The sequence below is a fragment of the Bombella dulcis genome (genome assembly GCF_026385505.1).
Taxonomy (GTDB): domain Bacteria; phylum Pseudomonadota; class Alphaproteobacteria; order Acetobacterales; family Acetobacteraceae; genus Bombella; species Bombella dulcis.
The window spans coordinates 91,976-114,783 of sequence record NZ_JANIDV010000005.1 but is presented as its reverse complement, the minus strand read 5'-3'; the positions used below and the strand labels follow the sequence as shown (position 1 = coordinate 114,783).

24 protein-coding genes and 2 tRNA genes are annotated in these 22,808 nt (G+C 57.1%); 11 read left to right on the top strand and 15 right to left on the bottom strand.

Annotation, left to right across the window (positions count from 1 at the left end; genetic code table 11):
- Window positions 1-4: 4 nt before the first annotated feature.
- From NQF87_RS07970 to NQF87_RS07950, 5 genes are all read right to left on the bottom strand, one after another.
- Complete coding sequence (locus NQF87_RS07970; RefSeq protein ID WP_266127877.1) at window positions 5-595, bottom strand: hypothetical protein; 591 nt, start codon at window positions 593-595, stop codon at window positions 5-7.
- 44 nt (window positions 596-639) lie between these two features.
- Window positions 640-795: a hypothetical protein gene (locus tag NQF87_RS07965; RefSeq protein WP_266127876.1), complete on the bottom strand. Its 156-nt coding sequence runs from the start codon at window positions 793-795 to the stop codon at window positions 640-642.
- Between the two features lie 141 nt (window positions 796-936).
- Window positions 937-1,314, bottom strand: a complete 378-nt coding sequence (locus NQF87_RS07960) for a hypothetical protein (protein WP_266127875.1) — start codon at window positions 1,312-1,314, stop codon at window positions 937-939.
- Window positions 1,315-1,435: 121 nt separating this feature from the next.
- Window positions 1,436-1,780: a hypothetical protein gene (locus NQF87_RS07955; protein WP_266127874.1), complete on the bottom strand. Its 345-nt coding sequence runs from the start codon at window positions 1,778-1,780 to the stop codon at window positions 1,436-1,438.
- A 447-nt stretch (window positions 1,781-2,227) separates the two neighbouring features.
- A tRNA-Tyr gene (locus NQF87_RS07950) sits at window positions 2,228-2,313 on the bottom strand.
- 75 nt (window positions 2,314-2,388) lie between these two features.
- Between NQF87_RS07950 and rlmB the strand changes: the two genes are divergently transcribed.
- The gene (gene rlmB, locus NQF87_RS07945) at window positions 2,389-3,192 is read left to right on the top strand and encodes a 23S rRNA (guanosine(2251)-2'-O)-methyltransferase RlmB (protein ID WP_266127873.1); all 804 of its coding nucleotides are present in this window, start codon (window positions 2,389-2,391) and stop codon (window positions 3,190-3,192) included.
- A 71-nt stretch (window positions 3,193-3,263) separates the two neighbouring features.
- On the opposite strand, the gene NQF87_RS07940 is transcribed toward rlmB, so the two are convergent.
- Window positions 3,264-4,343 (bottom strand): alkene reductase, encoded by a 1,080-nt coding sequence (locus NQF87_RS07940; RefSeq protein ID WP_266127872.1) that lies wholly within the window; start codon window positions 4,341-4,343, stop codon window positions 3,264-3,266.
- 159 nt (window positions 4,344-4,502) lie between these two features.
- Here NQF87_RS07940 and NQF87_RS07935 point away from each other — a divergent pair, with 159 nt between their 5' ends.
- Window positions 4,503-4,829 (top strand): ArsR/SmtB family transcription factor, encoded by a 327-nt coding sequence (locus NQF87_RS07935; protein WP_266127871.1) that lies wholly within the window; start codon window positions 4,503-4,505, stop codon window positions 4,827-4,829.
- Window positions 4,830-4,838: 9 nt separating this feature from the next.
- On the opposite strand, the gene NQF87_RS07930 is transcribed toward NQF87_RS07935, so the two are convergent.
- Window positions 4,839-5,264, bottom strand: coding sequence for a hypothetical protein (locus tag NQF87_RS07930; RefSeq protein WP_266127870.1), 426 nt, complete (start codon window positions 5,262-5,264; stop codon window positions 4,839-4,841).
- Here NQF87_RS07930 and NQF87_RS07925 point away from each other — a divergent pair.
- Both NQF87_RS07925 and rpoH read left to right on the top strand, forming a co-directional pair.
- Window positions 5,248-6,258 (top strand): RluA family pseudouridine synthase, encoded by a 1,011-nt coding sequence (locus NQF87_RS07925; protein WP_266127869.1) that lies wholly within the window; start codon window positions 5,248-5,250, stop codon window positions 6,256-6,258. The genes NQF87_RS07930 and NQF87_RS07925 overlap by 17 nt on opposite strands.
- 220 nt (window positions 6,259-6,478) lie before the next feature.
- Window positions 6,479-7,384: an RNA polymerase sigma factor RpoH gene (gene rpoH / locus NQF87_RS07920; RefSeq protein ID WP_266127868.1), complete on the top strand. Its 906-nt coding sequence runs from the start codon at window positions 6,479-6,481 to the stop codon at window positions 7,382-7,384.
- 169 nt (window positions 7,385-7,553) lie between these two features.
- Here the strand turns inward: rpoH and NQF87_RS07915 are convergent, their stop codons facing one another.
- A complete protein-coding gene (locus tag NQF87_RS07915; RefSeq protein ID WP_266127867.1) occupies window positions 7,554-8,747 on the bottom strand; it encodes a phosphoglycerate kinase in 1,194 nt (397 codons plus the stop codon).
- Between the two features lie 2 nt (window positions 8,748-8,749).
- Complete coding sequence (gap, locus tag NQF87_RS07910) at window positions 8,750-9,772, bottom strand: type I glyceraldehyde-3-phosphate dehydrogenase (protein ID WP_266127866.1); 1,023 nt, start codon at window positions 9,770-9,772, stop codon at window positions 8,750-8,752.
- Window positions 9,773-9,915: 143 nt separating this feature from the next.
- Here gap and NQF87_RS07905 point away from each other — a divergent pair, with 143 nt between their 5' ends.
- Both NQF87_RS07905 and NQF87_RS07900 read left to right on the top strand, forming a co-directional pair.
- Window positions 9,916-10,389 carry a hypothetical protein gene (locus NQF87_RS07905; RefSeq protein ID WP_266127865.1) on the top strand — a complete coding sequence of 158 codons (474 nt, stop codon included), beginning with the start codon at window positions 9,916-9,918 and terminating at the stop codon, window positions 10,387-10,389.
- Window positions 10,379-11,917, top strand: coding sequence for a glycosyltransferase family 2 protein (locus NQF87_RS07900; RefSeq protein ID WP_323670723.1), 1,539 nt, complete (start codon window positions 10,379-10,381; stop codon window positions 11,915-11,917). The genes NQF87_RS07905 and NQF87_RS07900 overlap by 11 nt, the downstream gene beginning before the upstream one ends.
- A 291-nt stretch (window positions 11,918-12,208) precedes the next feature.
- Here the strand turns inward: NQF87_RS07900 and NQF87_RS07895 are convergent, their stop codons facing one another.
- From NQF87_RS07895 to hpnH, 5 genes are all read right to left on the bottom strand, one after another.
- Entirely contained in the window at window positions 12,209-12,562 is a 354-nt protein-coding gene (locus tag NQF87_RS07895) for an arsenate reductase (RefSeq protein ID WP_266127863.1), read from the bottom strand.
- A 150-nt stretch (window positions 12,563-12,712) separates the two neighbouring features.
- A tRNA-Thr gene (locus NQF87_RS07890) sits at window positions 12,713-12,787 on the bottom strand.
- Between the two features lie 56 nt (window positions 12,788-12,843).
- Window positions 12,844-13,257, bottom strand: a complete 414-nt coding sequence (dksA, locus tag NQF87_RS07885; RefSeq protein ID WP_266127862.1) for an RNA polymerase-binding protein DksA — start codon at window positions 13,255-13,257, stop codon at window positions 12,844-12,846.
- Window positions 13,258-13,543: 286 nt separating this feature from the next.
- The gene (locus NQF87_RS07880; protein ID WP_266127861.1) at window positions 13,544-14,836 is read right to left on the bottom strand and encodes a hemolysin family protein; all 1,293 of its coding nucleotides are present in this window, start codon (window positions 14,834-14,836) and stop codon (window positions 13,544-13,546) included.
- Window positions 14,837-14,911: 75 nt separating this feature from the next.
- Window positions 14,912-16,111, bottom strand: a complete 1,200-nt coding sequence (gene hpnH, locus NQF87_RS07875; RefSeq protein ID WP_266127860.1) for an adenosyl-hopene transferase HpnH — start codon at window positions 16,109-16,111, stop codon at window positions 14,912-14,914.
- 357 nt (window positions 16,112-16,468) lie between these two features.
- Here hpnH and NQF87_RS07870 point away from each other — a divergent pair, with 357 nt between their 5' ends.
- The 4 genes from NQF87_RS07870 to hpnK all read left to right on the top strand — a co-directional run bounded on the left by NQF87_RS07870 (window position 16,469) and on the right by hpnK (window position 20,975).
- Window positions 16,469-17,134 carry an ABC transporter substrate-binding protein gene (locus tag NQF87_RS07870; RefSeq protein ID WP_266127859.1) on the top strand — a complete coding sequence of 222 codons (666 nt, stop codon included), beginning with the start codon at window positions 16,469-16,471 and terminating at the stop codon, window positions 17,132-17,134.
- A 144-nt stretch (window positions 17,135-17,278) separates the two neighbouring features.
- Entirely contained in the window at window positions 17,279-18,463 is a 1,185-nt protein-coding gene (hpnI, locus tag NQF87_RS07865; RefSeq protein WP_266127858.1) for a bacteriohopanetetrol glucosamine biosynthesis glycosyltransferase HpnI, read from the top strand.
- A gap of 84 nt (window positions 18,464-18,547) precedes the next feature.
- Window positions 18,548-19,972 carry a hopanoid biosynthesis associated radical SAM protein HpnJ gene (gene hpnJ, locus NQF87_RS07860; RefSeq protein WP_266127857.1) on the top strand — a complete coding sequence of 475 codons (1,425 nt, stop codon included), beginning with the start codon at window positions 18,548-18,550 and terminating at the stop codon, window positions 19,970-19,972.
- A 166-nt stretch (window positions 19,973-20,138) separates the two neighbouring features.
- Window positions 20,139-20,975, top strand: coding sequence for a hopanoid biosynthesis-associated protein HpnK (hpnK, locus tag NQF87_RS07855; protein WP_266127856.1), 837 nt, complete (start codon window positions 20,139-20,141; stop codon window positions 20,973-20,975).
- Between the two features lie 70 nt (window positions 20,976-21,045).
- Here hpnK and NQF87_RS07850 read toward each other — a convergent pair whose 3' ends face one another.
- On the bottom strand, window positions 21,046-22,032 hold the full coding sequence (locus NQF87_RS07850) for an adenosine kinase (protein WP_266127855.1): 987 nt from the start codon (window positions 22,030-22,032) through the stop codon (window positions 21,046-21,048).
- 292 nt (window positions 22,033-22,324) lie between these two features.
- On the opposite strand from NQF87_RS07850, the gene NQF87_RS07845 reads away from it, so the two are divergent.
- Complete coding sequence (locus NQF87_RS07845) at window positions 22,325-22,792, top strand: bactofilin family protein (protein WP_266127854.1); 468 nt, start codon at window positions 22,325-22,327, stop codon at window positions 22,790-22,792.
- The last annotated feature ends 16 nt before the right edge of the window (window positions 22,793-22,808 follow it).

Here is a 22,808-nt window from a genome sequence, read left to right as displayed (position 1 = left end):
TACCTCATTTCGGAAAAGGCATCCCTTCACGTTCGGCTGTCTGTGTCAGTTCATGGACGAACTCTTCACCACGGTCATAATCGACATGTGCCGTGCCGCCAGCCCATGTCATGCTCACGGAATCACTCGCTGCAAGAGCATTGAACAGGGCACGGCCTTCCTCCTCGGAGACATAGCACCCCCACTGCGTGCCCCGGTTGATGATCCCGGTATAATGGAAGCTCTTCACCTCATACCCGCTGGAGAAACGGACCGACAGGTCTGACGTGTCGATCTCCCGCCCCTTGATGACAAACATGAGGAAAACCTCACCACCCCGGCGGGGAGATATGGAGAACATGACATCACCATCAGCCAGAAGGGCTGTCAGGGTATGATCCAGCTCCAGCGTCTGCCATTTGCCGATCTGTCCCAGACGCTGCCCGCCATTGGGAGACACGCCAAGGGCGGCCACGCCGCTGGTCGTCACCGTGCCATCCTGCCCGACTTCCAGAGGAGCCTGGGCCGAGGCTGAAGAGACAGGCCCGCACAGGCTGCCACCCACCATCAACAGACACAGACCCGCCATGCACAGCTGCTTCTTCCGCATCATCATATCCTTAATCTCCCGTGAGGCCGGACTGGACAGACAGGCCACACTCAGTCAGCCACATTCTCGGATTCATCACTGGACACTTCATCAAGAAGCTCGTGATGACGCTCGTGCGCCTTGTGACGCTCATCCGCTGGCATGTCCCTGATGACGTCCTGCACTGCTTTCACGGGATTTGCAGCCGGTTCTTTCTTGTCAGACACGATGTTCCCTTCCGTTCATGATCCAGTGGGTGGCCGCACCCTCCGGGCAGCCACCGCAGCACACCACTGGACCATCAGGCAGGTCTGATCAAGTGGGTCTCCCCTCCATCACTGCACGACTGCATTGCAGAGACCTCACTTCTACCGCCTTACCGGGTCGCAGATGCCAGAATTCTCGACATATGTGACAAGCCTCTGATCCCCCTGGAGAAGAGCTGCAGAGGTTCCCTTCGCATCGGCTGTCAGCTGCCGGATATACTGGGCACAGGGAGATTTGGGACGATGTGCAACAGCCCAGAGGCCATTTCTGACCGTCTCATCTGACAGGCCCAGACGACGCAGGTTCATGTCATCCGTCCGGACTTCCTGATGCTCCGGCCCCCGGTGGGCTTCCATCTTTGCACTATGCAACGCCTGGGAGAGAGTACCCTTCGTCTCCGGCATATGGCTCAGCTCATCGGCACTGGCCACACCACCCCACGCAACGACCGCAGCGACAACAAAAAGAAGATGTCTCATGAACAAGGTTCCCGCATTACATTGTAAGGACGGAGCATGATACGCAACCATTCTCCACCCAGCATGGTCTCAGGCAGACGGCCTGTTCCCTAGCGAAGCTTTATGGCAAAATTGGCCCGCTTCAGGGAGAGCGAAGCCCCTGTGGCTCCTCAGTTACGGCATGATCATCCGCAAGATCCGGCCTGTAGCAGTATTTCACGACATTGCCTGCCCCGTCATCAAAATACCTGAAAAGATGGATGACGGCATCATAGCAGTTGCCACGTCTCCTGTTCATCAGCACGTCATAGGCATTGTCGGCAATCCGCCTGCTGGAATAGGCCTTGTGCAGAAACTCATAAGCCTGATGCGGGTCTATCGCGAAGGACCCATTGTCATTTCTCAGATAGGTCGCTTCCTCAGCCCGCGCCACCCCGGACAGAGCCAATGCCATGACGGCACACAACACCAGACGTTTCACGGCCATATTCCCCATTCACTCCCAGATGCCATTTCCCGGCAGGATGGCCCGAACTTTTTCATCCGGAACCATCCCTTGGCTTCGATTCACAAATGATCAGACCGCTCCATCCATCGTATCGAATATAGGGCTTACACCCAACAGATTTTCGAAAAGGCGTCTCTATAAACTCTGCCAAAACAAAAATGCGAAAGTTAGATTCGGCAAGCTTCCGCCGTTAAAACAAGAAAAGCAACTCTTACTCTAATGATACGCGAAGTGACGAGGAATCCCCTGGCACTTCTTATAATCTACACAAAAAAGCAAACGACACACAAGACGCCGGAAAGAGCCAGCCACCTCGCCCGAACATCAAGCAGTCGGCACAATATCTCTACTAAACCAATCTCAAGAGCCCGATAAAACGAGGACTGCTCCTTGGCATAAGGGAACTCTATGGTCTTCAAGCATGCATGGTGGAGGGGGTTGGATTCGAACCAACGTAGGCGTACGCCAGCGGATTTACAGTCCGCCCCCTTTAGCCACTCGGGCACCCCTCCGAACTCAGGATGAGCGTGTGATAATATGCATTTCCTACTATGTCAATGCGATCAGGAAAGATTATACAAAGGATTATGGCTAGAAAAACATCCTCCCGCCGTGTGGCCCTGCCCGAGACACAGAATCTCTCCCGCAACCGCTCCCGTCGCAGTACGACCAAACACGGAGCCCCCGCCACCGGCAAGGGGTACTGGATATATGGTCAGCACGCCGTGGAGGCCGCCCTCCTGAATCCGGCACGGGTCATCTACAGCCTTCTGGCCACGAAAGAGGCGGCAGACTCCCTGCCCGATACGGCACACCAACCCCGCATTGTCAGCCGGGAAGAGCTGGATGCCCTCTGCGGGAAAGATGCCGTGCATCAGGGCGTCTGCCTGAATGTCGAACCGCTGGATAATCCTGCCCTTGTGGATGTCATCGACCGCCCCGGCCCCATTCTGGTGCTGGATCAGGTAACGGACCCCCGCAATATCGGGGCCATCCTGCGCTCTGCCGCCGCTTTCGGGGCCGCCGCCCTTCTGGTGCAGGACCGTCACACCCCCGATGAAACCGGCACCATGGCCAAGGCCGCTTCCGGCGGGCTGGATGTCGTGCCCATTATCCGGGAAACCAATATTTCCCGTGCGTTGCAGGGGCTTCAGAAGGCCGGGTTCTGGGTCGTGGGGCTGGATGCAGGCGGCACAAGACTGAACCGCAACCAGCTTGGGGAACGCCGGGTCGCTCTGGTTCTGGGAGCCGAAGGAGCGGGTCTGCGCCGCCTGACACGGGAAACCTGCGATGAAATCGCCTCCATCTACATGTCCGGCCCGATGGAAAGCCTGAACGTCTCCAATGCCTCCGCCGTGGCCCTGTACGAACTGACCCGCCCGCTGGACTGACCCTCTCATGAAAACGGGGTGGGACCGGGAACACCAGTCACCACCCCGCCATCGGGCATTATCGCCTGTTTTTATCTGGCAAACGGATAATCCGTATAGCCTTTTGCTCCAATCGGGCCATAGCGTGTTTCCATATCATCTTCCTGAAACGGCAGATCATCCTTCAGGCGGCGTACAAGGTCAGGATTGGAAATATACAGACGCCCAAAGCTGATGGCATCGGCCCTGCCTTCCGCTACGGCCTTCAGGGCCTCGTCCCGTGTATATTCCTGATTCAGCACCAGCGGACGGGTAAAGACCTTGCGGATTTCCGGGGACAGTTTGGGCTGTTCAGTCGCCACGCCATAGGTGCTGGCAGGGCTGGCCTCACGCAGCTCCAGCCATGCCACACCGAGGTCATTCAGCATCTTTGCCGCCGGGATGAAAACAGCCTCCGGGTTGCTGTCCACCGTGCCCTGCACTTCCCCATTGGGAGAGAAACGGACACCGACATGCTCGGCTCCCACTTCCCCGATGACAGCTTCCGTCACCTCACGCAGCAGACGCAGACGGTTCTCAACGGATCCGCCATACGCATCCGCCCGGTGATTGGTGCCATCCCGCAGGAATTCATCCAGCAGATAGCCATTGGCGGAATGAATCTGCACGCCATCAAAACCGGCCTTCATCGCATTGCGGGCCGCCTTGACATAGCTCTCCACAACCCCCGGAATTTCATCCAGACGCAGCGCACGGGCTTCCTCATAGGAGGCCTTGCCCTCATAGGTATGAATGTGCCCCGGTGCCGTTGAGGGAGACGGTGCCACCGGCTGCTCTCCCGTAACGGAAGAATGCACCATCCGCCCCATATGCCAGAGCTGGCAGACAATTTTGCCGCCTTTTTCATGCACGACATCGGTAACGGCCTTCCAGCCCTTCACCTGCTCATCATTCCAGATGCCCGTGGCATAGGCCCAGCCCAGCCCCTGACGGGAAATGCCCACAGCCTCGGAAATGATCAGCCCGGCACTGGCCCGCTGGCCGTAATATTCCGCCATGAGCGGCGTTGGGACGGCATCCTTGCCCGCCCGTGCCCGTGTGAGCGGAGCCATGACGATGCGGCTGGCGGCCTTGATGGACCCGAAAGAAATGGGGTCAAAGAGTGTTGGCATGGTTTTCTCCTCAAAAACATGGCCATGATGATGACAGGGGCCGATGATGCCGAACGGCACCACCCCTCTTCATCAAGGGCTAACATGTTCTTATTGTTCCATCAACATGGAACAATGAAACCTTGACAAAATGCCCCCCAACTCCGGATACACACCCTCATGGCTGCGCTGTATCATCACCCCGCCCCGGAAGAGATCACCCTCCTGCCCCTGTTGCGGGCCGTAGCGGACCCCGTGCGTCTGGGGATCATCTACCACCTGCACAGTCTGGGAGAGGCCAACTGCACGACCCTCCTGCGGGGACGGCCGAAATCCAGCATGTCGCATCATTTTCAGGTGCTGCGGGAAGCCGGAATCCTCCAGACACGGGTGGAAGGCGTGCAGCACCGCAACACGCTCCGCCTGGATGTTCTGGAAGAGCGTTTTCCCGGCCTTATGTCCGCCATCCTCCGGGAATGTCCGGCTGATCTTCCAGAAAAAATCTGACAGCTCTGCCTAATGTCCGGCAGGGCCAGCCAGTGTCAGCTCTGCCACCAGGCGGGCCTGCTCCGGCTGCCAGAGCAGAATTCGGGCATTGCCCTGGTCATCCCTGAGCGTCACGGCCAGCATTCCGTCCGGTCGGGCCGTCACGGCCATGACCTGCTCATCCTCATGCCGGGGCAGCTTCAACAGGGCCGGTCCGGCCAGTGATGATGCTCCCGCGGCTGCCTGTATCGCCGGAGAAGGCACCGGAGCTGAAGACGCCGCAGAATGGTTCATCATCCGGTGAATGATGATTCCTACCAGCAGGACCGTCCCCAGAATGATCATCACCCCCATGATGATGACCGCCGCCACCAGAGCCTTGGGCGTACGGGGGGGGTTCGACTCGCTGTTTTGCCCAGGCTCGACTAGATTGGGGGACATGTCCGACTCACTCATTTCCGATTCTCTCCCGGCGGATGCACCCGCACTCTTCTCTTTCACCATCACGCACGAGCAGACAGGGCAGCGGGCCGACCGTATGCTGGCCGATGCCATCGGTACCCTGTCCCGCTCCCGTGTCAAAGCCCTGATTGAGACGGGCCACCTTACCTGCAACGGCACACCCCGGCGAGACCCTGCCTTCGCCCTGCGTGAAGGAATGCGGCTGGAACTGCGTCTGCCCCCACCGGAACCTGCCCGCCCACAGGCCGAAAGCATCCCGCTGGACATTCTCTTTGAAGACAGGGACCTCATCGTGCTGGACAAGCCAGCCGGACTGGTCGTCCATCCTGCCCCCGGCAATGAGACGGGCACACTCGTCAACGCCCTGCTGGGCCATTGCGGGCCGGACTTTGAAGGCATCGGCGGAGAGAAACGCCCCGGCATCGTCCACCGGCTGGACAAGGACACATCCGGCGTGATGGTCGTGGCCAAGACTCCCCTTGCCCATGAGGCCCTTTCCGAGGCCTTTGCCAACCGCACGATGGAGCGGGCCTATCTCGCTCTGGCATGGGGGCTTCTGCCTCCTTCAGGTGAATTTGAAGGGGCCATTGGTCGTGACAGAAAGGACCGCAAGCGCATGGCTGTTGTTTCCCAGGGCGGCAAACACGCCCTGACACGGTTCACCACGAAAGAGACCTTCCATGCTGGCGTATCCCTTGTGGAATGCCGGCTGGCAACCGGGCGGACCCATCAGATCCGTGTCCATCTCTCCCATAATGGGCACCCCCTACTGGGCGACCCGGTCTATCTGCGTCGTGTTCCGGCTGCTGCCCGCAAGCTGCCTGTAGATGTGCGCCACCAGGCCCTCGACTTCCCCAGGCAGGCTCTCCATGCCGCCACGCTGGGTTTCATCCACCCCAGAACGGAGGAATTCCTCCGCTTCGAGGCCCCCCTCCCGGAAGACTTCCAGACGCTCATGAACGCCCTCTCGGGAGAGCAGTCCATCTAACTTTTTATTAAGTTTGACTTCCCGAAAGAATCAATTAGAGACTTATAGGACAAAAAGCGTCCTATAATGAACGGGAACATGCCTCCATTGTCTTATTTGCGGTGGAGACAACAGCAGACCGGCTATAAACTGCACGGGCTGGTCTCATCGTTCCTGTGGTGGATGGGCTGGTCTGGTTTACCCGCCTCTTCACCAGCTGGGTGCAAGGAGTCGAAGTCGCATGAAGTCTCCCTCAACTCTTCCCGCCATCGGCCCGGAGACCAACCTGTCCCGGTATCTTCAGGAAATCCGCCGGTTCCCCCTTCTTACCTCCGAGCAGGAACTTGCTCTCGCCCGCCGCTGGCGGGACAAGCATGACAGCAGTGCCGCCCACGAGCTGGTGACATCCCATCTTCGTCTCGTTGCCAAGATCGCCATGAGCTACCGGGGCTACGGCCTTCCCGTCAGCGAGCTGATCAGTGAAGGCAATATCGGCATGATGCAGGCTGTCCGCCGCTTTGACCCGGAGCGTGGCTTCCGTCTGGCCACCTATGCCATGTGGTGGATCCGTGCGGCCATTCAGGAGTACATCCTCCATAGCTGGTCTCTGGTGAAGATGGGCACGACGGCTGCCCAGAAGAAACTCTTCTTCAATCTCCGCCGCCTCAAGGGCCAGATGCAGGCGTACGAGGAAGGCGACCTCCAGCCGGAACAGATCGACCACATCGCCAAAACGCTCGGCGTGCCGGAACAGGACGTCATCTCCATGAACCGCCGCCTCACGGCACCGGATCACAGCCTGAACGCCCCGCTCCGTGTGGATGGTGAGCAGGAATGGCAGGACTGGCTGGTGGACCAGAACGAAAATCAGGAAGACACGCTGGCCGAGAGCGAAGACATGAGTGGCCGCAAGGCCCTGCTCGCCGAGGCCATGCAGACTCTCAATGAACGTGAGCGTCACATCCTGACGGAACGCCGCTTGAAAGAAGACCCTTCCACGCTGGAAGAGCTGTCTCATCATCATGGCGTATCCCGTGAGCGTATCCGCCAGATTGAAGCCCGGGCCATGGAGAAATTGCAGAAGGCTATGGCTTCCGCCGTCAAGGAACGCCGCAGGGAGCAGGGTTTCACGGAAGACGAGGAATAACAGCCCGTCTTTTCCACAGCTTCATCATCAGGGAAACGCAGTCAGGAAAATTCCTGCTGCGTTTTTTCATGCCTAGCACTTTTCAGAACTGACCTGACCAGCAGATACAGAAAAAGGCGGCACTCCGTAGAGTAGCCGCCTTTCCCATGAAAATCAGTTCAGACTGATCTTACTTGGCGCGCAGCACCTCAACACCCGGAAGGGTCTTACCTTCCAGCCATTCAAGGAACGCACCGCCAGCCGTGGAGACGTAGCTCATACGGTCGGCCACGCCAGCGTGACGCAGAGCGGAAACGGTGTCACCACCGCCAGCCACTGTCAGCAGCTTGCCCTCTTCGGTCAGCCTGGCAGCGGCACGGGCCACATCCACAGTCGCCTTGTCGAACGGAGCGATCTCGAAAGCACCCAGCGGACCATTCCAGACCAGTGTCTTCAGATCAGCGAGATGCCTGGAGATCAGCTCGGCCGTCTTCGGCCCAGCATCGAGGATCATGGTGTCTTCCGGCACCTTGTCCACCGGCACGACCTCGGAAGCGGCACCAGCCTTGAACTCACGAGCCACGACGGCATCAACCGGGAGAACCAGCTTGCAGCCCTTTTCTTTGGCATGAGCAGCAATCTTGCGAGCCGTCTCGTGCATGTCGGCTTCCTGGAGGGACTTGCCAACCTTCACGCCCTCAGCAGCGAGGAAGGTATTGGCCATGGCTCCACCGATGAACAGAACGTCCACCCTGTCCAGCACGTTGCCGATCAGGTCCAGCTTTGTGGAAATCTTGGACCCGCCGATCACGGCACCAACAGGACGCTTCGGGCTTTCCAGAGCAGCGGAAAGGGCCTTCAGCTCGGCTTCCATCAGGCGGCCAGCATAGGCGGGCAGCAGATGGGCCACGCCTTCCGTGGAGGCATGGGCACGGTGAGCGGCAGAAAAGGCATCATCCACATAGATGTCCCCGTTGGCAGCCAAGGCCTTGGAGAACTCGGGATCGTTCTTCTCTTCCTCAGCGTGGAAGCGGGTGTTTTCCAGCAGGAGAACACCGCCGTCCTTCAGCGCATCCACGGCTTCCTTGGCCTTGGGGCCTACGCAGTCCGCAGCGAAAGCAACCGGGCGGCCCAGAAGCTCACCCAGACGTTTGCCAACCGGTGCCAGCGACATCTCAGGAACGACCTTGCCCTTGGGGCGGTCGAAGTGGCTGAGAAGGATGACCTTGGCCCCCTTCTCAGTCAGCTCACGGATGGTCGGCAGCACACGCTCGATACGGGTCGTATCGGTAATGGCACCCTCATGCATGGGAACATTCAGGTCAACGCGGAGAAGTACGCGTTTGCCACGTACCTCCGCCTTATCAAGCGTGCGAAAAGCCATGATCAGAGTTTCCCGAACAGAGAAGCCGTGTCAGACATGCGGTTGGAGAAGCCCCACTCATTGTCGTACCATGCGCAGATACGGACCAGCTCACCACCGTCAACCAGTGCTGTCTGCGTGGCATCGAAGGTGGAGGAGAACGGAACGTGATTGAAGTCGTGGCTCACCAGCGGCTCCGTGTTGTAGCCGAGGATGCCCTTCAGGCGGCCTTCGGAAGCTTCACGGATGGCCTCGTTGACTTCCTCGACGGAAGACGGCTTGCGCTTCGGCACGAAGTCCAGGGACACGAGGGAGACGTTCGGTGTCGGCACACGGATGGCCGTACCGTCCAGCTTGCCCTTGAGGTGCGGCAGAACCAGACCAACAGCACGGGCAGCACCCGTGGAGGTCGGGATAATGTTGACGGCAGCGGCACGGGCACGACGGGGGTCCTTGTGCAGCGTGTCGATGGTGCGCTGGTCACCCGTGTAGGAGTGAACGGTCACCATGTAACCACGCTCGATGCCGAATGTCTCGTCCAGAACGGAAGCAACCGGGGAAAGGCAGTTGGTCGTGCAGGAAGCGTTGGAAACAATCTGCATGCCCGGCTTCAGGGCATCGTTGTTCACACCGTACACGATCGTGGCGTCAGCATCCTTGCCCGGAGCGGAGACCAGCACATGCTTGGCGCCAGCCTTCAGCAGGGCGGAAGCCTTGTCACGGGCCGTGAAGAGGCCTGTGCACTCCATGGCCACATCAACGCCCTGAAGCGGAATCTCTTCCGGGTTGCGGTGGGCTGTCACCTTGATCGGACCGATCGTGCGGCCCTGATGGGTCTTGATGAGCAGGTCACCATTGACGACCTCAACCTCAGCCGGCAGGCGACCATGGACGGTGTCATATTTCAGAAGGTGAGCGTTGGCCTCCACGGAACCGAGATCGTTGATCAGAACCGGCTCGACGTCAGTGCGTCCGCTTTCGATGATGCCACGAAGAACCAGACGCCCGATACGTCCGAACCCGTTGATTGCAATTTTAACGGCCATTGGTCGCTTCCTCCATATTGGTAGCTAAAGGACTCTTTTATCCATAGCACCACTGCGACAGAGCAACAGGGGGAAAATGAAGTTTTTGAAGCAGGCCTGCTTCCCTCTTGCGTCATGCCCCGCTTCCTGTAACTAATTGTTTTATGATGGCTCTCTCTGTCCACCGCTCCGTTTTGCGAGTCCGCTCTGCCGCTCTGGCAGTGCTGGCGGCGTCCCTCTGTGGCTGCAATCCCATTGACCAGCGCACCTTCGACCCCCAGGCCGGCAGGCCGCCGAAGGTGGCCGCTCCTGCTCTACCCGCCACGCCTCCCGGCAGGCCCGCCTTCCTTCAGATTGCCGGTGGCACACCGGAGGACGACTACGGCCCGCAGGTGGAAAAAGCCACGAAACTGGCACTGAGCCGCAAGCGCAACATCCTGTTCATCGTTCAGGGCATGGCTCCCATGCAGGAGACGCCGGAGGCCGAGACGAAATCCCTCCAGAGTCTGACAAAAGACCTCGTCAACCCTGTTGCCAGCCACATTCTGGCCGCCGGTGCCCGCCCCATCCAGCTTGACATGCGTGTCAGCTCCAACCCAACCATTCAGAACAATATGGTCTACATATATGTCCGCTAAATGCCCACGTTTTACCTGTGCTGTTCTCGTCAATCAGGCCGACCGTCACCTCATGGGATGGCTAGCATGGCATCTTTCTCTGGGTATGGAACATATCACCATCATTGATGCTGGAGTCTGCGACGGAGGCAGACAGATCGCTCAAAGCCTCAGTCCAAACTGGCCTGTCTCATGGTGTCCAGTAGAACTTCCAAACGAACTTTCTGCAGAGGCGCGCCGATTAGAACTGACCCGGTGCGCTATAGATCAGCTACATCAGGTTACACAAAAAATCACTCCGACCACCGACATCGTAGACAACCAAAAGCCATCAATAGAAAATTGGATTCTAATCTTAGATGCAGATGAATACCTCAAACCCGACCATAATCTGAGTGACTTAGTCCGTAACGCTACAACCGATACGACCGCTATAGCAATACATTGGCGAATTCACGGGACCGCGGGGCATCTTGCTACGCCACCCGGTCACATAATACCCAATCACCTTTGGCATGCCCCTCCTACGTATGCCGATCATCAGTTTGTCCGCCTTCTCACTCGTCTTGACGCTATCCCGGAACCGCTAACCCTTAACAATGCGTTCACACTAGACCAACCGATAGATCAAATCATTCGACTCGACGGTTCACTCTACGAATACGTATCAACTCCAATATTATGGGAAGGCGGATGCATTCAGCATTACATTTGTGCCCAAGCCCACGATGGTGAACTTCCCCCTTTTATGCATGCCTATTATGATAGGAATGAAGAGCTAGCCCCTGTACCTCACCGTCAGCTTGAAACCATGCGCCCACTAGCCAACCAAATACGAGAAAGCGCTTTAAAAACGGGCCTCGCACGCTTACTTCATCTAGCTAAGAACCATTATGCACAATCACAATGCTCTGCTGATCAATGGAATATTGATCAAGCTCTCGCTAACCATGTCCAGCATGATACATTCCATTATGAACGGATTCCCCCTTCATTCCGTAATACGCTATTATTGAACGAACATTTTTCAGCCGAATACGAACCAGAATATGTAGTTTTACTTCGTTCTGCTGAGGGGCGCCTTTTGAAAGACGACCCGCCGAGCCATCAAGAGCCACTTATCGGTTTGTGGCAAAAAAAGGTACCATCTATTCTCTCCCTCTGCTTACAAGATATGTCACCTTTTACACTCGGCGACGTCCCTTGCCCCTTCGGAATAAGTAGCCTTCGAATTAGTTTCGATTCTCAAGAAAAGATCATATACCTTCCTCAAGAAACTGGTTACAATCATACCCCTTTAGAAATAGTGCCCGCGAATATGCCATTTCCCTTCTTATTTACCCCTCTTCCTCCAGTCGATGAGCCTAATGGATTAAGTATCAAGGGATTATTTACATGGCTACTTGGACATCCTTATCTACACCCCGTTGATTTGCGACGTACCCTCTTGTTACTATCACCGAGCTCTGTTCAACACCTGCGGAATTTAGTTCCAATTTTGGAAGAATTCTTCCCGCTTCATTCTGCAGCAGACTTCCTACCTCGGTAACTAGCCCTTTCCAGTCCCATTAAACGAAAAACGAGAGGGTCTGCCTTCAACCAAGGAGCTCTCTCAAAAGCTTCAAAAAATATACAGGCCCATCGTTCAATACAAAACAATTTCTATCTTATAGAATTATATATTCAGCATTCCAGCAATCTCTGCCCTAATAAAAATATGACATTTTATTTGTAAGTGTCTAACCATATACCGAAAAACATACTTCCTTTTTCTTCACGTTAACGTTCACAAAAAACACAAAGAGCCGTCACCTCTCACTACGTCCCCATTAGACTCTCCCTAAATAAGCAAACCCTCATACTTCTTTAGCTGGAATCCAACAATCACCGTCTTTCCTGCCTCAAGAACAGGGCGACGCACCAGGGTTGGATGCTCCAGCATCAAGGCCAGAGCCTTCGCCTCTGTCATGTCCTGCTTTTCAGCGTCATCCAGGCGACGGAATGTCAGGCTGGACCGGTTGAGAAGCTTCTCCCAGCCCACGACCCCACTCCATATCTCCAGCAGAGCAGCCGTCAGACCATCTTTGCGCACATCATGGTAATGGACCGTAATACCCTGGTCTTCCAGCCACTTCAGGGCTTTCTTTACTGTAGAGCAGGTCTTGATTCCATAAAGGACCACCACATCAGCCATAATGAACATGCCTCGTCATGAAATGAAAAAAATAACGGAACAGAGGCCAGAGGTACTACATCCCCAGCACCGGAACATGATCTATTTTTCAGGAAATATCCGGAACAGCCTGCCGCCTCAACAGAGAAATGACTGGAAGCCGGGAAAGGATGGTGCTGCTGGCGAGGATTGAACTCGCGACCTCTCCCTTACCAAGGGAGTGCTCTACCACTGAGCTACAGCAGCGTTGCTGTCCTATGGCGGGTTAACTAGCCTGTTCATCCCCGCCATGCAACCCCTAATCAGTCGTCCCGATAAATCTTTTCATGCCGCTCATGCCGCTCCTGCGCCTCAAGTGACAGGGTGGCAATGGGGCGGGCCTCCAGCCGCTGAAGGCCGATCGGCTCGCCTGTTTCCTCACAGTAACCGTATGACCCGTCCTCAATCCGAGCCAGAGCCATGTCGATCTTGATGATCAGCTTGCGGGCACGGTCACGGGTCCTGAGTTCAAAGGCTCGGTCCGTTTCCACCGTGGCACGGTCGGCCAGATCAGCTTCATGGATACCACCTTCAGAAAGACTGGCCAGCGTTTCCCCGGCCTCCTTGAGAAGATCCATCCGCCATAGCAGCAGTTTCTGACGGAAATAGGCGAGCTGCTGCTCATTCATGAATTCTTCATCTTTGGAAGGGCGATAATCAGGTGAAAGCGTTATCATGCGCAACTCCTTCTCACAGAGCCTCCTCCACCTCACCGTTCCACCACGACACGATCCAGGGAAGGTGGCGTCCTGGTTTATATCGGCCTCACTAGAAAAGGCCAAGACTCACGTCACGTTTTTTTGACGGATATTCCCCTTCAGGAGAAGGTTATTGGGAATTTTCTTATGAAGGCACCAAATGGACTATTGAGACCTCATAAATTCCACTATCCGTTTACACAAAATCTACTGTCTCTTTATTCAGATTTAACAGTCCGCCTTGCCCGAAAAGAAGGCCAGATGGTCAGTTCTTGGCCAGTGCCCATCGGCTGACACGCACCCGCAGGACACGGCGGCGTTCCATCTCCAGCACTTCAAACAGCCAGCCGGAAAAAACGACCTTGTCCCCCTTGGCAGGCACACGACGCAGAAGAGCCATCAGGGCACCACCCAGCGTATGATAACGACCATCCTCCGGCGGGACGGCAATTTCCAGACGGGCACAAACCTCATCAACAGGCATGGTGCCATCAAGGATGTATTCTTCCTTCCCGTCGGCTTCTTTGCCCCGCTGGGTCGACACGTCCAGAGCCTCATCCCCGATGATGGCCTCGAACACGTCAGACGGCGTCACAACCCCCTCGAACGAACCATATTCGTCAAAAACGAAAACAATACCTAGGGAAATGCCCTTGAGCCGCTCGATCATCCCCTGAGCGGTCAGACTGTCCGGAATGGCAGGCGGGGTCCGCAGCACAGCATCAACGGACAGGGGAAGCCCCAGCAGAAGCCGGTCCATGACATCCTTGGCCAGCATGACACCGACAGGATGATCCACGTCCCCATCACAGACGACAATGCGCCCATAGGAAGACTGACGCAGCTTTCTCGCCAGCGTTTCCTCATCCGCATTGCGGTCAATCCAGAACAGTTCATTCCGGGGTGTCATGATGGCCCGGACAGGCCGGTCCGCCAGACGCAGGAGACGTTCAATGATCGCCCGCTCTTCCGTCTCCAGAATGCCAGCCTGCATTCCTTCCTGGAGGACCGCCTTCAGCTCCTCCTCCGTCACGGTTGCACGGGGCAGGGAACCAATGCCGATCAGGCGCAGGACAAGGTCTGACGTCCGGCTGAGCAGCCAGACGACCGGCCTCGTACACCAGGCCAGCATCAGCAGGGCCGAAGACAGCTTGATGGCAATGGTTTCCGGCCGCCGCAAGGCGATCTGCTTGGGAACAAGCTCACCAAAAACCAGCATGGCAAAGGTGATCAGAGCCACGACGACGATGATGGACAGCTCACCAGCAAAAGGCTGGAGAACGGACCAGTGCTCTATGAAATGCCGGACAGTCTCTTCAATCTGGCTGCCCCCGAAGGCACCTTCCAGAATGGACACAAGTGTCATGCCGATCTGTACGGTCGGCAGAAAATTCTGGGGATTTTCGGCGAGCTTCAGCGCACGCTCCGCCCCGGCAACCTTCTTCTGTGCCAGATTGGCCAGCCGGGCACGTTTGGCGGAAATGAGAGCCAGTTCTCCCGTGGCGAAGATGCCATTCAGGAAAATGAGCAGAATGATTGTCAGAACAGAGATCATCATGAGGCCCATCCTGCCCTGATCTGCCCCGCATCACAAGAAGGGACCAGATCAGGACAGATGGCAGAAACCGCCCTGTTACTTGGCGGCAGAGGCCGCCGGACTCTCCGCACGGCCATTGATGCGCACGCGCGGACCACGGGCCGGCTTGTTGCCACCCTTGGCTTCTTCGCCTTCAATGCGCTCCAGCTGACGGGCCACCTCGTCATCATAGCCGTAGGAAGCCGGACGCTGGTTGGCCAGAGAAATCTCCGGAGCCATCGGCTTTTCCGTCTCAGGCCCCTGAAGGGCAACCTTGATGAAATGAAGAGGACGCCGGACAGCATCCATCACGGCCGTGGACTCATAGCCGGAATGAACCATGCAGTCGGCGCACTTCTCATAAGCACCTGTGCCGTACTGGTCCCAGGCCGTGTCGTCCATCAGCTCCTTGAAGGTCTTGGCATAGCCTTCACCCAGCAGATAGCAGGGACGCTGCCAGCCGAACACGGTACGCAGCGGCTTGCCCCACGGCGTGCAGTGATAGGTCTCGTTCCCGGCCAGGAAGTTCAGGAACAGGGGAGACTGCGTGAACCGCCATTTATGGCCTTTGCCAAGACGGAAAATGTCACGGAACAGCGTCTTCGTCTTCTGACGGTTCAGGAAGTGTTCCTGGTCCGGAGCACGCTCATAGGCATAGCCCGGTGCCGTCATCACGCCATCAACGCCCAGCTTCATGACTTCATCAAAGAAAGCAGCAACACGCTCGGGCTTCACGCCATCAAAAAGCGTGCAGTTGATGGAGACACGGAACCCCTTGGACTTGGCGAGCTTGATGGCCTTGACGGCCCGCTCATACACGCCTTCCTGACAGACGGACGAATCATGCATCTGCTGGTCACCATCCAGATGCACGTCCCATGAGAAGAAGGGGGACGGCTTGTAGTCGTCAATCTTCTTTTCCAGCAGCAGGGCGTTGGTGCAGAGATACACATACTTCTTGCGGGCCACCAGGCCCTCGATGATCTGCGGCATCTCCTTGTGAAGCAGCGGCTCACCCCCGGCAACGGCGATCACGGGTGCCCCGGCCTCGGTATCGGCATCCATGCATTCCTGATAGCTCATGCGCTGGTTGAGGATCTTCGCTGGGTAATCAATCTTGCCACAACCTGCGCAAGCCAGATTGCAGCGGAACAGCGGCTCAAGCATCAGTACCAGCGGATAACGTTTACGCCCGGTAAGGTGCTGCTTGAGAACGTACCGTCCAACTCGGACAGCCTGCATCAATGGTACGGCCATTATAATCCTCTGATAATTCTCCATCGGGGCTGCACACGGTATCAGAACACCCGTGCCCGGCCTATGGACTCCCCCATCACGGCCGGGACCTGCCACGAAACCTGTCCGGTTCCTTCGCAGAAGCAGCACACAAATGCAAGTGAAGCGGGATACTGCACCCCCCTGTGCAGAACCCTCGCACTACTGGCCTTCGACTATACTCCCACCAGACTCGTTCATTCAATGATAATGCGTTATGGTGCCTTCTCGACTGTAACATATTCATCACAGTTGTTCGGCGTCATGCCGGGGTCTCTCTTGCAAAAAAGCCTCATGGCCTCTTGCATAAACAGGCGCATAGGAGGAAAGAGCATGCTTATGAAACGTTGTCTTATGTCTTCCATTGGTATGATGGCCCTGCTGGCAGGTGCCCTTGCCACTACCGGCCACCACCCCGCACAGGCAGCAGGCCGTGCGCAGGTGGCTCCGTCGTCTGCGGCTACCTCCACGCCACAGGCCCCGATTGCGGGACTGTACAAGGCACTGGAGCAGTCCGAACATTCAGATACCAGCACCAGCATCAGCCAGCGCAGTGCCCTGATCGCTCCGATGGTCACCCGGGCCTTTGACATGGATGCCATCCTGAAGCGTTCCGTCGGCCTGCATTATGACCAGCTTTCGGCTGAAGAGCGCAGCACGCTTGTCACGGCCTTCAGGCGTTTCACCGTGGCCCGCTATGCCTCCACCTTCAGGCCGGGCACGGATGCCACCTTCACCGTTGCGCAGAGCAGCGTGCAGGATGGCCGGACCATCGTCCACACGACCATCGGCAACAAGGGTGACCCTGCCGATTCCGCCACGTCAATCGATTATGTGATGGTCAAGGGACCGGATGGCTGGCGCATCGTGGACATCCTGCTGGATGGCCATATCAGCCAGGTGGCCGCACAGCGGTCCGACTTCAAGGCCATCTTCAGCCAGAGTGGTGCCACCGGTCTGGCCCATACGCTGACGAAAAAAGCAGACGACTTCCTGCGCGAATAACGTCCGCATGGCTCTTCCCCTTTCCGCAATGCCCGCTCCTGCCAGATTCGCCATGACGGACCGGCAGGGCCGGGGGTTCCCTGCGGGCCGGAAAGGGGAGCCACCCTCCGTCACCCCTTACCATCCCGATGAGTACCCAAGCTGATGCCTTCACTGCTTACGCTTGCGTCTGCCGTGAGCGGCGTATTCTCACTGGCCGGATATATACAAGAAGCCATCGGCACCATCCTGCTGGACCGCTTCCGCCGTACTGTCCGGGTTCCCGGTGCCCCTGCGCTTTCATCTCAGCCCCAAGCCCGGCATGACATCCTGCCAGGTGTAACCCTTATGAAGCCCCTTCATGGGGACGAACCGCTGCTCGAAGAGGCTCTGGAAAGTTTCTTCCGACAGGATTATCCCGCCACCTGCCAGATCGTCTTCGGATTACAGGATGAGGCTGACCCAGCCCTGACCGTGCTCCAGCGTCTCAAGCAACGCTACCCGGAACGGGATGTGACTGTCGTCATCAACCCGACCCACCACGGCCCCAACCGCAAAGTTGGCAACCTCATCAACATGTATCCGTCCTGTCGGCATAACATCCTGATCATTTCGGACTCTGACATCCATGTCAGCACGGATTACATCAGCAGCATCGTCCATGCGCTCCATCAGGACGGCGTGCAGCTTGTCACGACCCTTTATGCCGGTCTTCCGGCAAGTAACACCCTCATCCGTAAGCTGGGTGCCTACAGCATCAATGCCAATTTCCTTCCCGGAGTCATGATATCCCGCCTCATGGGGCGAGAAGACTGCCTGGGGGCCACGATGGCCTTGCGACGGAAGCATCTGACAGACATCGGCGGACTAGAAACTCTCGTCCAGCATGTGGCCGATGACGCCCTCTTAGGGCGGCTCATCCGCCAGAATGGCGGCAAAATCACCCTTGCTCCCACAATCTGCCAGACCACCGTGGCTGAAACCAGCCTGAAGGATCTCTTCCACCACGAACTGCGCTGGGGGCGCACCGTCCGCAGTGTGGAGCCAGTCGGTTATGGGCTTTCCGCCCTTCAGCTGCCACTGTTCTGGGGCAGCCTCTGTGTCCTTTTTGCACCAGCACGCCTTTTTCCCTGGGTCATGCTGGGAGCAGGGCTGCTATGCCGCAACGCTATGACCCGTCACATCGGGCGGCTGACAAACTGCCCCATGCCCGGTCTTTTCCCATTTCTTATCTTTCGGGACTGGCTATCTCTCTCCGTCATGCTTGGCAGTGCCCGTGGCACACGAGTCACCTGGCGGGGGCAGTCGCTGCATATCTCCCGTGGCAAAAAACTTCCGAAGTCCCTATAAGAAAACCCAACCAGCCTTGTGCCCTTCTTCCCCTGTCAGCGATACCGGCGTTGACAGGCCCGACATTATCAGGAGTGTCCGTTCATGTTGAGAACACTGTTTCTGCAGCCCCCATCTTTTGATGGCTTCGATGGTGGTGCTGGCTCACGCTATCAGGCAAAACGGGAAATCCGTTCTTTCTGGTATCCCACGTGGCTGGCCCAGCCTGCAGCAATGGTGCCCGGTTCACGCCTGATTGACGCCCCCCCGGCCAAGATGGGCATGGGGCCTATCCTTGAGGATGTGAAGAATCGTGATCTGGTGATCATGCACACCTCCACCCCCTCCTTCCCGTCTGATGTCCGTGTGGCCAAGATGCTGAAGGAAACCAACCCGAAGCTGAAGATCGGAATGGTCGGGGCCAAGGTGGCCGTCCAGCCGGATGAGAGCCTGGCCCAGGGCAGCCCGATCGACTTCGTGGCCCGCAACGAGTTCGACTTCACCATCAAGGAAATTGCCGAAGGCAAACCCCTTGCCGAGGTGGATGGCATCACATGGCGCAATGAAAATGGTGAGATCATCACCAACAAAGACCGCGCCATGATCGAAGACATGGACAGCCTCCCCTTCGTGACGGAAGTCTACAAGCGGGACCTGAAGATTGAAGATTACTTCATCGGCTATCTGAAGCACCCTTACATCTCCATCTATACGGGCCGTGGCTGCAAGTCCCGCTGCACCTTCTGCCTGTGGCCGCAGACCGTGGGTGGGCACCGTTACCGCACGCGCAGCCCGGAGCATGTGGCAGCCGAGATCAAGCTCGCCATGAAGTACTTCCCTCAGGTGAAGGAATTCTTCTTCGACGATGACACCTTCACCGATGACCTGCCCCGTGCCGAGGCCATTGCCCGTGAGCTGGGCAAGCTGGGTGTGACATGGTCCTGCAACGCCAAGGCCAATGTGCCTTACGACACGCTGAAAATCCTTCGTGACAATGGCCTGCGTCTTCTGCTCGTCGGGTATGAGAGCGGCAACCAGCAGATCCTGCACAACATCAAGAAGGGCATGCGCATCGAGACAGCCCGTGAGTTCACCAAGAACTGCCACAAGCTGGGCATCAAGATTCACGGGACCTTCATTGTCGGCCTGCCGGGTGAGACAAAAGAAACCATCCGTGAAACCATCGAATACGCCAAGGAAATCAACCCGCACACCATGCAGGTTTCCCTTGCAGCGCCCTATCCGGGCACGTTCCTGCACAAGCAGGCTTCCGAGAATGGCTGGCTGAACGAAGATGAGGCCGAGCTGATCGACGAGAACGGCGTGCAGATCGCTCCGCTGCATTATCCACACCTGTCCCACACGGAAATCTTCAAGAGCGTTGAGACCTTCTACAAGGAGTTCTACTTCCGCCCCTCCAAGATTTTCGCCATCGTCAAGGAAATGGTCACGGACCCGCAGATGCTCAAACGCCGCCTGCGTGAAGGCGTGGAGTTCTTCCAGTTCCTCCGTCAGCGTCATTCTTCCTGAAGACAGGCTGAAACAGTCGGACAGACAGAAGGCGATCCATCAAGGGTCGCCTTTTTTCATGACCTGCCCTGACATTCCCATGACGGTCTGATTAAGGCATCATGGCCCCTGTCCGCTGCACATGACGTGCCATGATGTCCTTTCCCTTTCTCCCATGAGTCAGACCATGACTATTTCCTCCCCCCGCCGTGTCATTTTCTCCGCTGACGATTTCGGCATGAGTGTGGAAGTCAATGAAGCCATTGAAGAAGCACACCGCAAGGGCCTTCTCAGCACGGCCAGCCTCATGGTGGCCGCCCCCGCCTTTGAAGACGCCCTGAAACGGGCACAGAGAATGCCCAGCCTGCGTCTGGGGCTTCATCTGGTTGTCATTGAGGGCGATTCACTGCTCCATCTGCCCATCATCACGGACCAGCAGGGCTGGTTCGGACGGAACCAGCTTCAGCTCGGCTTCCAGTATTTCTTTTCTCCGGCAACACGCTCGGCCCTGAAAAAAGAAATCCATGCCCAATTCCAGCAGTTTGCCCGCACGGGGCTGCGGCTGAACCATGCCAACGCCCACAAGCACATGCACCTGCATCCGACCATCGGGCACATGATGATTCATATTGGCCGGACATACGGGCTGAAAGCCGTCCGCACCCCGATGGAACCCGCAGGCCCGCTGGGAGAAGCCCCCACCCTTGGCGATCAGGCCCTGGAACAGTGGACCCGTGTCCTGCGTCACCAGATTCACAGGGCAGGCATGAAGACCAATGATTCCTGCTTCGGTCTGCGCTGGTCCGGCCACATGACGCCAGAGCGCATCCATCAGCTCATTCCACAGCTTCCGCCCGGCGTCAGTGAAATCTACTTCCATCCTGCCAAGGGACAGAATGCGCAGATGGCTGACCTCATGCCCGGCTACCAGCCGGAGCAGGAGCTGGCCACACTGACCAGCCCCGCAACGAAAGACCTTCTGGCAGCCAGCGGTATACAGACCACCACATGGGATGCCCTCTGAAGCGGAGCCATGAAAAAAGGCCAGTTCCATCCATCACGGAACTGGCCTTTCCTTCATCATGAAACCAGCATCATGCCTTCAGGGCAAAGCCTTCATCCGGGCGGCCACCGAGGCGGGCAATGACATGACCGGCCGCCCTGTTCCCCAGCGTGGCACACTCCACCAGGGACCGCTTCCGGCTGTATCCGGCAAGGAACCCGGCTGCGAACGCATCCCCGGCACCGGTCGTGTCCACAACCTTCACCGGTTCTGTCGGCACTTCATGACGGGTCTCACCAGCCTGCACGATCGCCCCCTTCTCCCCACGGGTCACCACACCAAGGGCCACATCAGCGAAAAGAGCCTTCAGGGCTTCATCAAGGTTTTCAGTCCCATACAGAGCCAGAATCTCGCCTTCATTGGCAAAAAGAATATCCACGGATTCCGCCACGAAAGACCGGAAAGCCGCCTGATGACGCTGGATGCAGAAGCTGTCCGAAAGGGTCAGGGAGACCTGCCGCCCGGCCTCATGCGCCAGCCTTGCAGCCGTGTAGAAGGCTTCCTGCGCCTGCGGGCGGTCAAACAGGTAACCTTCCAGATAGGTGATGGCAGAACCAGCCACCACGTCCGCCACCACATCCTGCGGCGTGAATTCCACACAGGCCCCCAGATAGGTGAACATGGTCCGCTGGCCATCCGGCGTGATCAGGACAATGCAGCGGGCCGTGGGAATGCTGCCATCTCCCACCAGGGGAGAGGACGGGAAAGCGATCCCCTGTTTCTTCATGTCCGCCGTGAAATCCTCACCGGCCCTGTCGGCAGCAACCTTGCCCAGATAGGCCGTCTTCGTGCCCATGCGGGCCGCCACGACCGCACTGTTGGCAGCCGAACCACCCCCCGCAACCTGCTCGACACGGATGCGCTGCTCGATCTGCGCCATCTTCGGGGCGTCGATCAGGGTCATGCTCCCCGGTGCAGCCCCCAGCTCGGCCAGCAGCTCGGTGCTGACCGTGGCCAGGACATCCACGATGGCATTACCGACAAAAAGAAGATCATACTCTGGAGTAGTAGAAGGCATGATAAGACAGGTTCCATTCATCTTTCAGGAAATTCATCTGCCACCATAACGTTCACGGCGGGCAGATCAATCCATCTTTACAGTGCCCGCCCCGGCCCTTACACCCTTCCCTCATGCCTGACGGCATTGACAGCCCATGGAAAAGCACCCTTACTGAACAGCCCGCCTAGCCAAGGTCACGTCTTGGCTCTATTTTAAGGCTCAGACCTTCTGCTGGCGCAGGAGGGTACCATCGTCTGGTGAAACAGAGCCACCATCCAGCACCACCCTAACCGCCTGACTAAAGGAAATCATGTCTCTACCTACCCCTCCCTCCCCCATGCCCGGTTCTGCTCCCCGTCAGCGTGCTTCTTCCAGCCGTCTGAATAATCGTGAGAATAGCAACTATACTGACAACAATCGTACTCTCATCGTCCATAATGGGATTGCTATACGCGGCATTATCGAAAGTATAGAACGTCTAATCATCGAAGGAACAGTTGAAGTAGAACACTTAACCATCAAAGAAATATTAATTGCTCCTGAAGGTGTGTTCCGTGGCGTCGCAGAGGCAGGCACTGCCGAAATTGCCGGTGTTATGGAGGGAAAACTGACCGTCCGTAACACACTTACTATTCGAGCAAGTGGACGCTTGATTGGTGATGCCGAATGTCGTCGCCTTCAGGTAGAGGAAGGAGGACAAATAACCGGAAAACTAGAAATGACCTCCTCCGCCCTCCCCGGAACGAAAGAATACTCCCACGAAACAACTAAAAACTAACTTTATAAATACGAAG

What these genes read in the sequence shown, in the direction of transcription:
- NQF87_RS07935 (WP_266127871.1), top strand. Translation starts at nt 4,503, where the DNA reads ATGGCTGCGCTGTATCATCACCCCGCCCCGGAAGAGATCACCCTCCTG.
- NQF87_RS07915 (WP_266127867.1), bottom strand. Translation starts at nt 8,747, where the DNA reads ATGGCTTTTCGCACGCTTGATAAGGCGGAGGTACGTGGCAAACGCGTA.
- NQF87_RS07955 (WP_266127874.1), bottom strand. Translation starts at nt 1,780, where the DNA reads ATGGCCGTGAAACGTCTGGTGTTGTGTGCCGTCATGGCATTGGCTCTG.
- NQF87_RS07870 (WP_266127859.1), top strand. Translation starts at nt 16,469, where the DNA reads ATGAAACGTTGTCTTATGTCTTCCATTGGTATGATGGCCCTGCTGGCA.
- NQF87_RS07960 (WP_266127875.1), bottom strand. Translation starts at nt 1,314, where the DNA reads ATGAGACATCTTCTTTTTGTTGTCGCTGCGGTCGTTGCGTGGGGTGGT.
- NQF87_RS07905 (WP_266127865.1), top strand. Translation starts at nt 9,916, where the DNA reads ATGATGGCTCTCTCTGTCCACCGCTCCGTTTTGCGAGTCCGCTCTGCC.
- NQF87_RS07930 (WP_266127870.1), bottom strand. Translation starts at nt 5,264, where the DNA reads ATGAGTGAGTCGGACATGTCCCCCAATCTAGTCGAGCCTGGGCAAAAC.
- hpnK (WP_266127856.1), top strand. Translation starts at nt 20,139, where the DNA reads ATGACTATTTCCTCCCCCCGCCGTGTCATTTTCTCCGCTGACGATTTC.
- NQF87_RS07940 (WP_266127872.1), bottom strand. Translation starts at nt 4,343, where the DNA reads ATGCCAACACTCTTTGACCCCATTTCTTTCGGGTCCATCAAGGCCGCC.
- NQF87_RS07850 (WP_266127855.1), bottom strand. Translation starts at nt 22,032, where the DNA reads ATGCCTTCTACTACTCCAGAGTATGATCTTCTTTTTGTCGGTAATGCC.
- rlmB (WP_266127873.1), top strand. Translation starts at nt 2,389, where the DNA reads ATGGCTAGAAAAACATCCTCCCGCCGTGTGGCCCTGCCCGAGACACAG.
- hpnJ (WP_266127857.1), top strand. Translation starts at nt 18,548, where the DNA reads ATGTTGAGAACACTGTTTCTGCAGCCCCCATCTTTTGATGGCTTCGAT.
- hpnI (WP_266127858.1), top strand. Translation starts at nt 17,279, where the DNA reads ATGCCTTCACTGCTTACGCTTGCGTCTGCCGTGAGCGGCGTATTCTCA.
- gap (WP_266127866.1), bottom strand. Translation starts at nt 9,772, where the DNA reads ATGGCCGTTAAAATTGCAATCAACGGGTTCGGACGTATCGGGCGTCTG.
- dksA (WP_266127862.1), bottom strand. Translation starts at nt 13,257, where the DNA reads ATGATAACGCTTTCACCTGATTATCGCCCTTCCAAAGATGAAGAATTC.
- rpoH (WP_266127868.1), top strand. Translation starts at nt 6,479, where the DNA reads ATGAAGTCTCCCTCAACTCTTCCCGCCATCGGCCCGGAGACCAACCTG.
- NQF87_RS07900 (WP_323670723.1), top strand. Translation starts at nt 10,379, where the DNA reads ATGTCCGCTAAATGCCCACGTTTTACCTGTGCTGTTCTCGTCAATCAG.
- NQF87_RS07880 (WP_266127861.1), bottom strand. Translation starts at nt 14,836, where the DNA reads ATGATGATCTCTGTTCTGACAATCATTCTGCTCATTTTCCTGAATGGC.
- hpnH (WP_266127860.1), bottom strand. Translation starts at nt 16,111, where the DNA reads ATGGCCGTACCATTGATGCAGGCTGTCCGAGTTGGACGGTACGTTCTC.
- NQF87_RS07895 (WP_266127863.1), bottom strand. Translation starts at nt 12,562, where the DNA reads ATGGCTGATGTGGTGGTCCTTTATGGAATCAAGACCTGCTCTACAGTA.
- NQF87_RS07970 (WP_266127877.1), bottom strand. Translation starts at nt 595, where the DNA reads ATGATGATGCGGAAGAAGCAGCTGTGCATGGCGGGTCTGTGTCTGTTG.
- NQF87_RS07925 (WP_266127869.1), top strand. Translation starts at nt 5,248, where the DNA reads ATGTCCGACTCACTCATTTCCGATTCTCTCCCGGCGGATGCACCCGCA.
- NQF87_RS07845 (WP_266127854.1), top strand. Translation starts at nt 22,325, where the DNA reads ATGTCTCTACCTACCCCTCCCTCCCCCATGCCCGGTTCTGCTCCCCGT.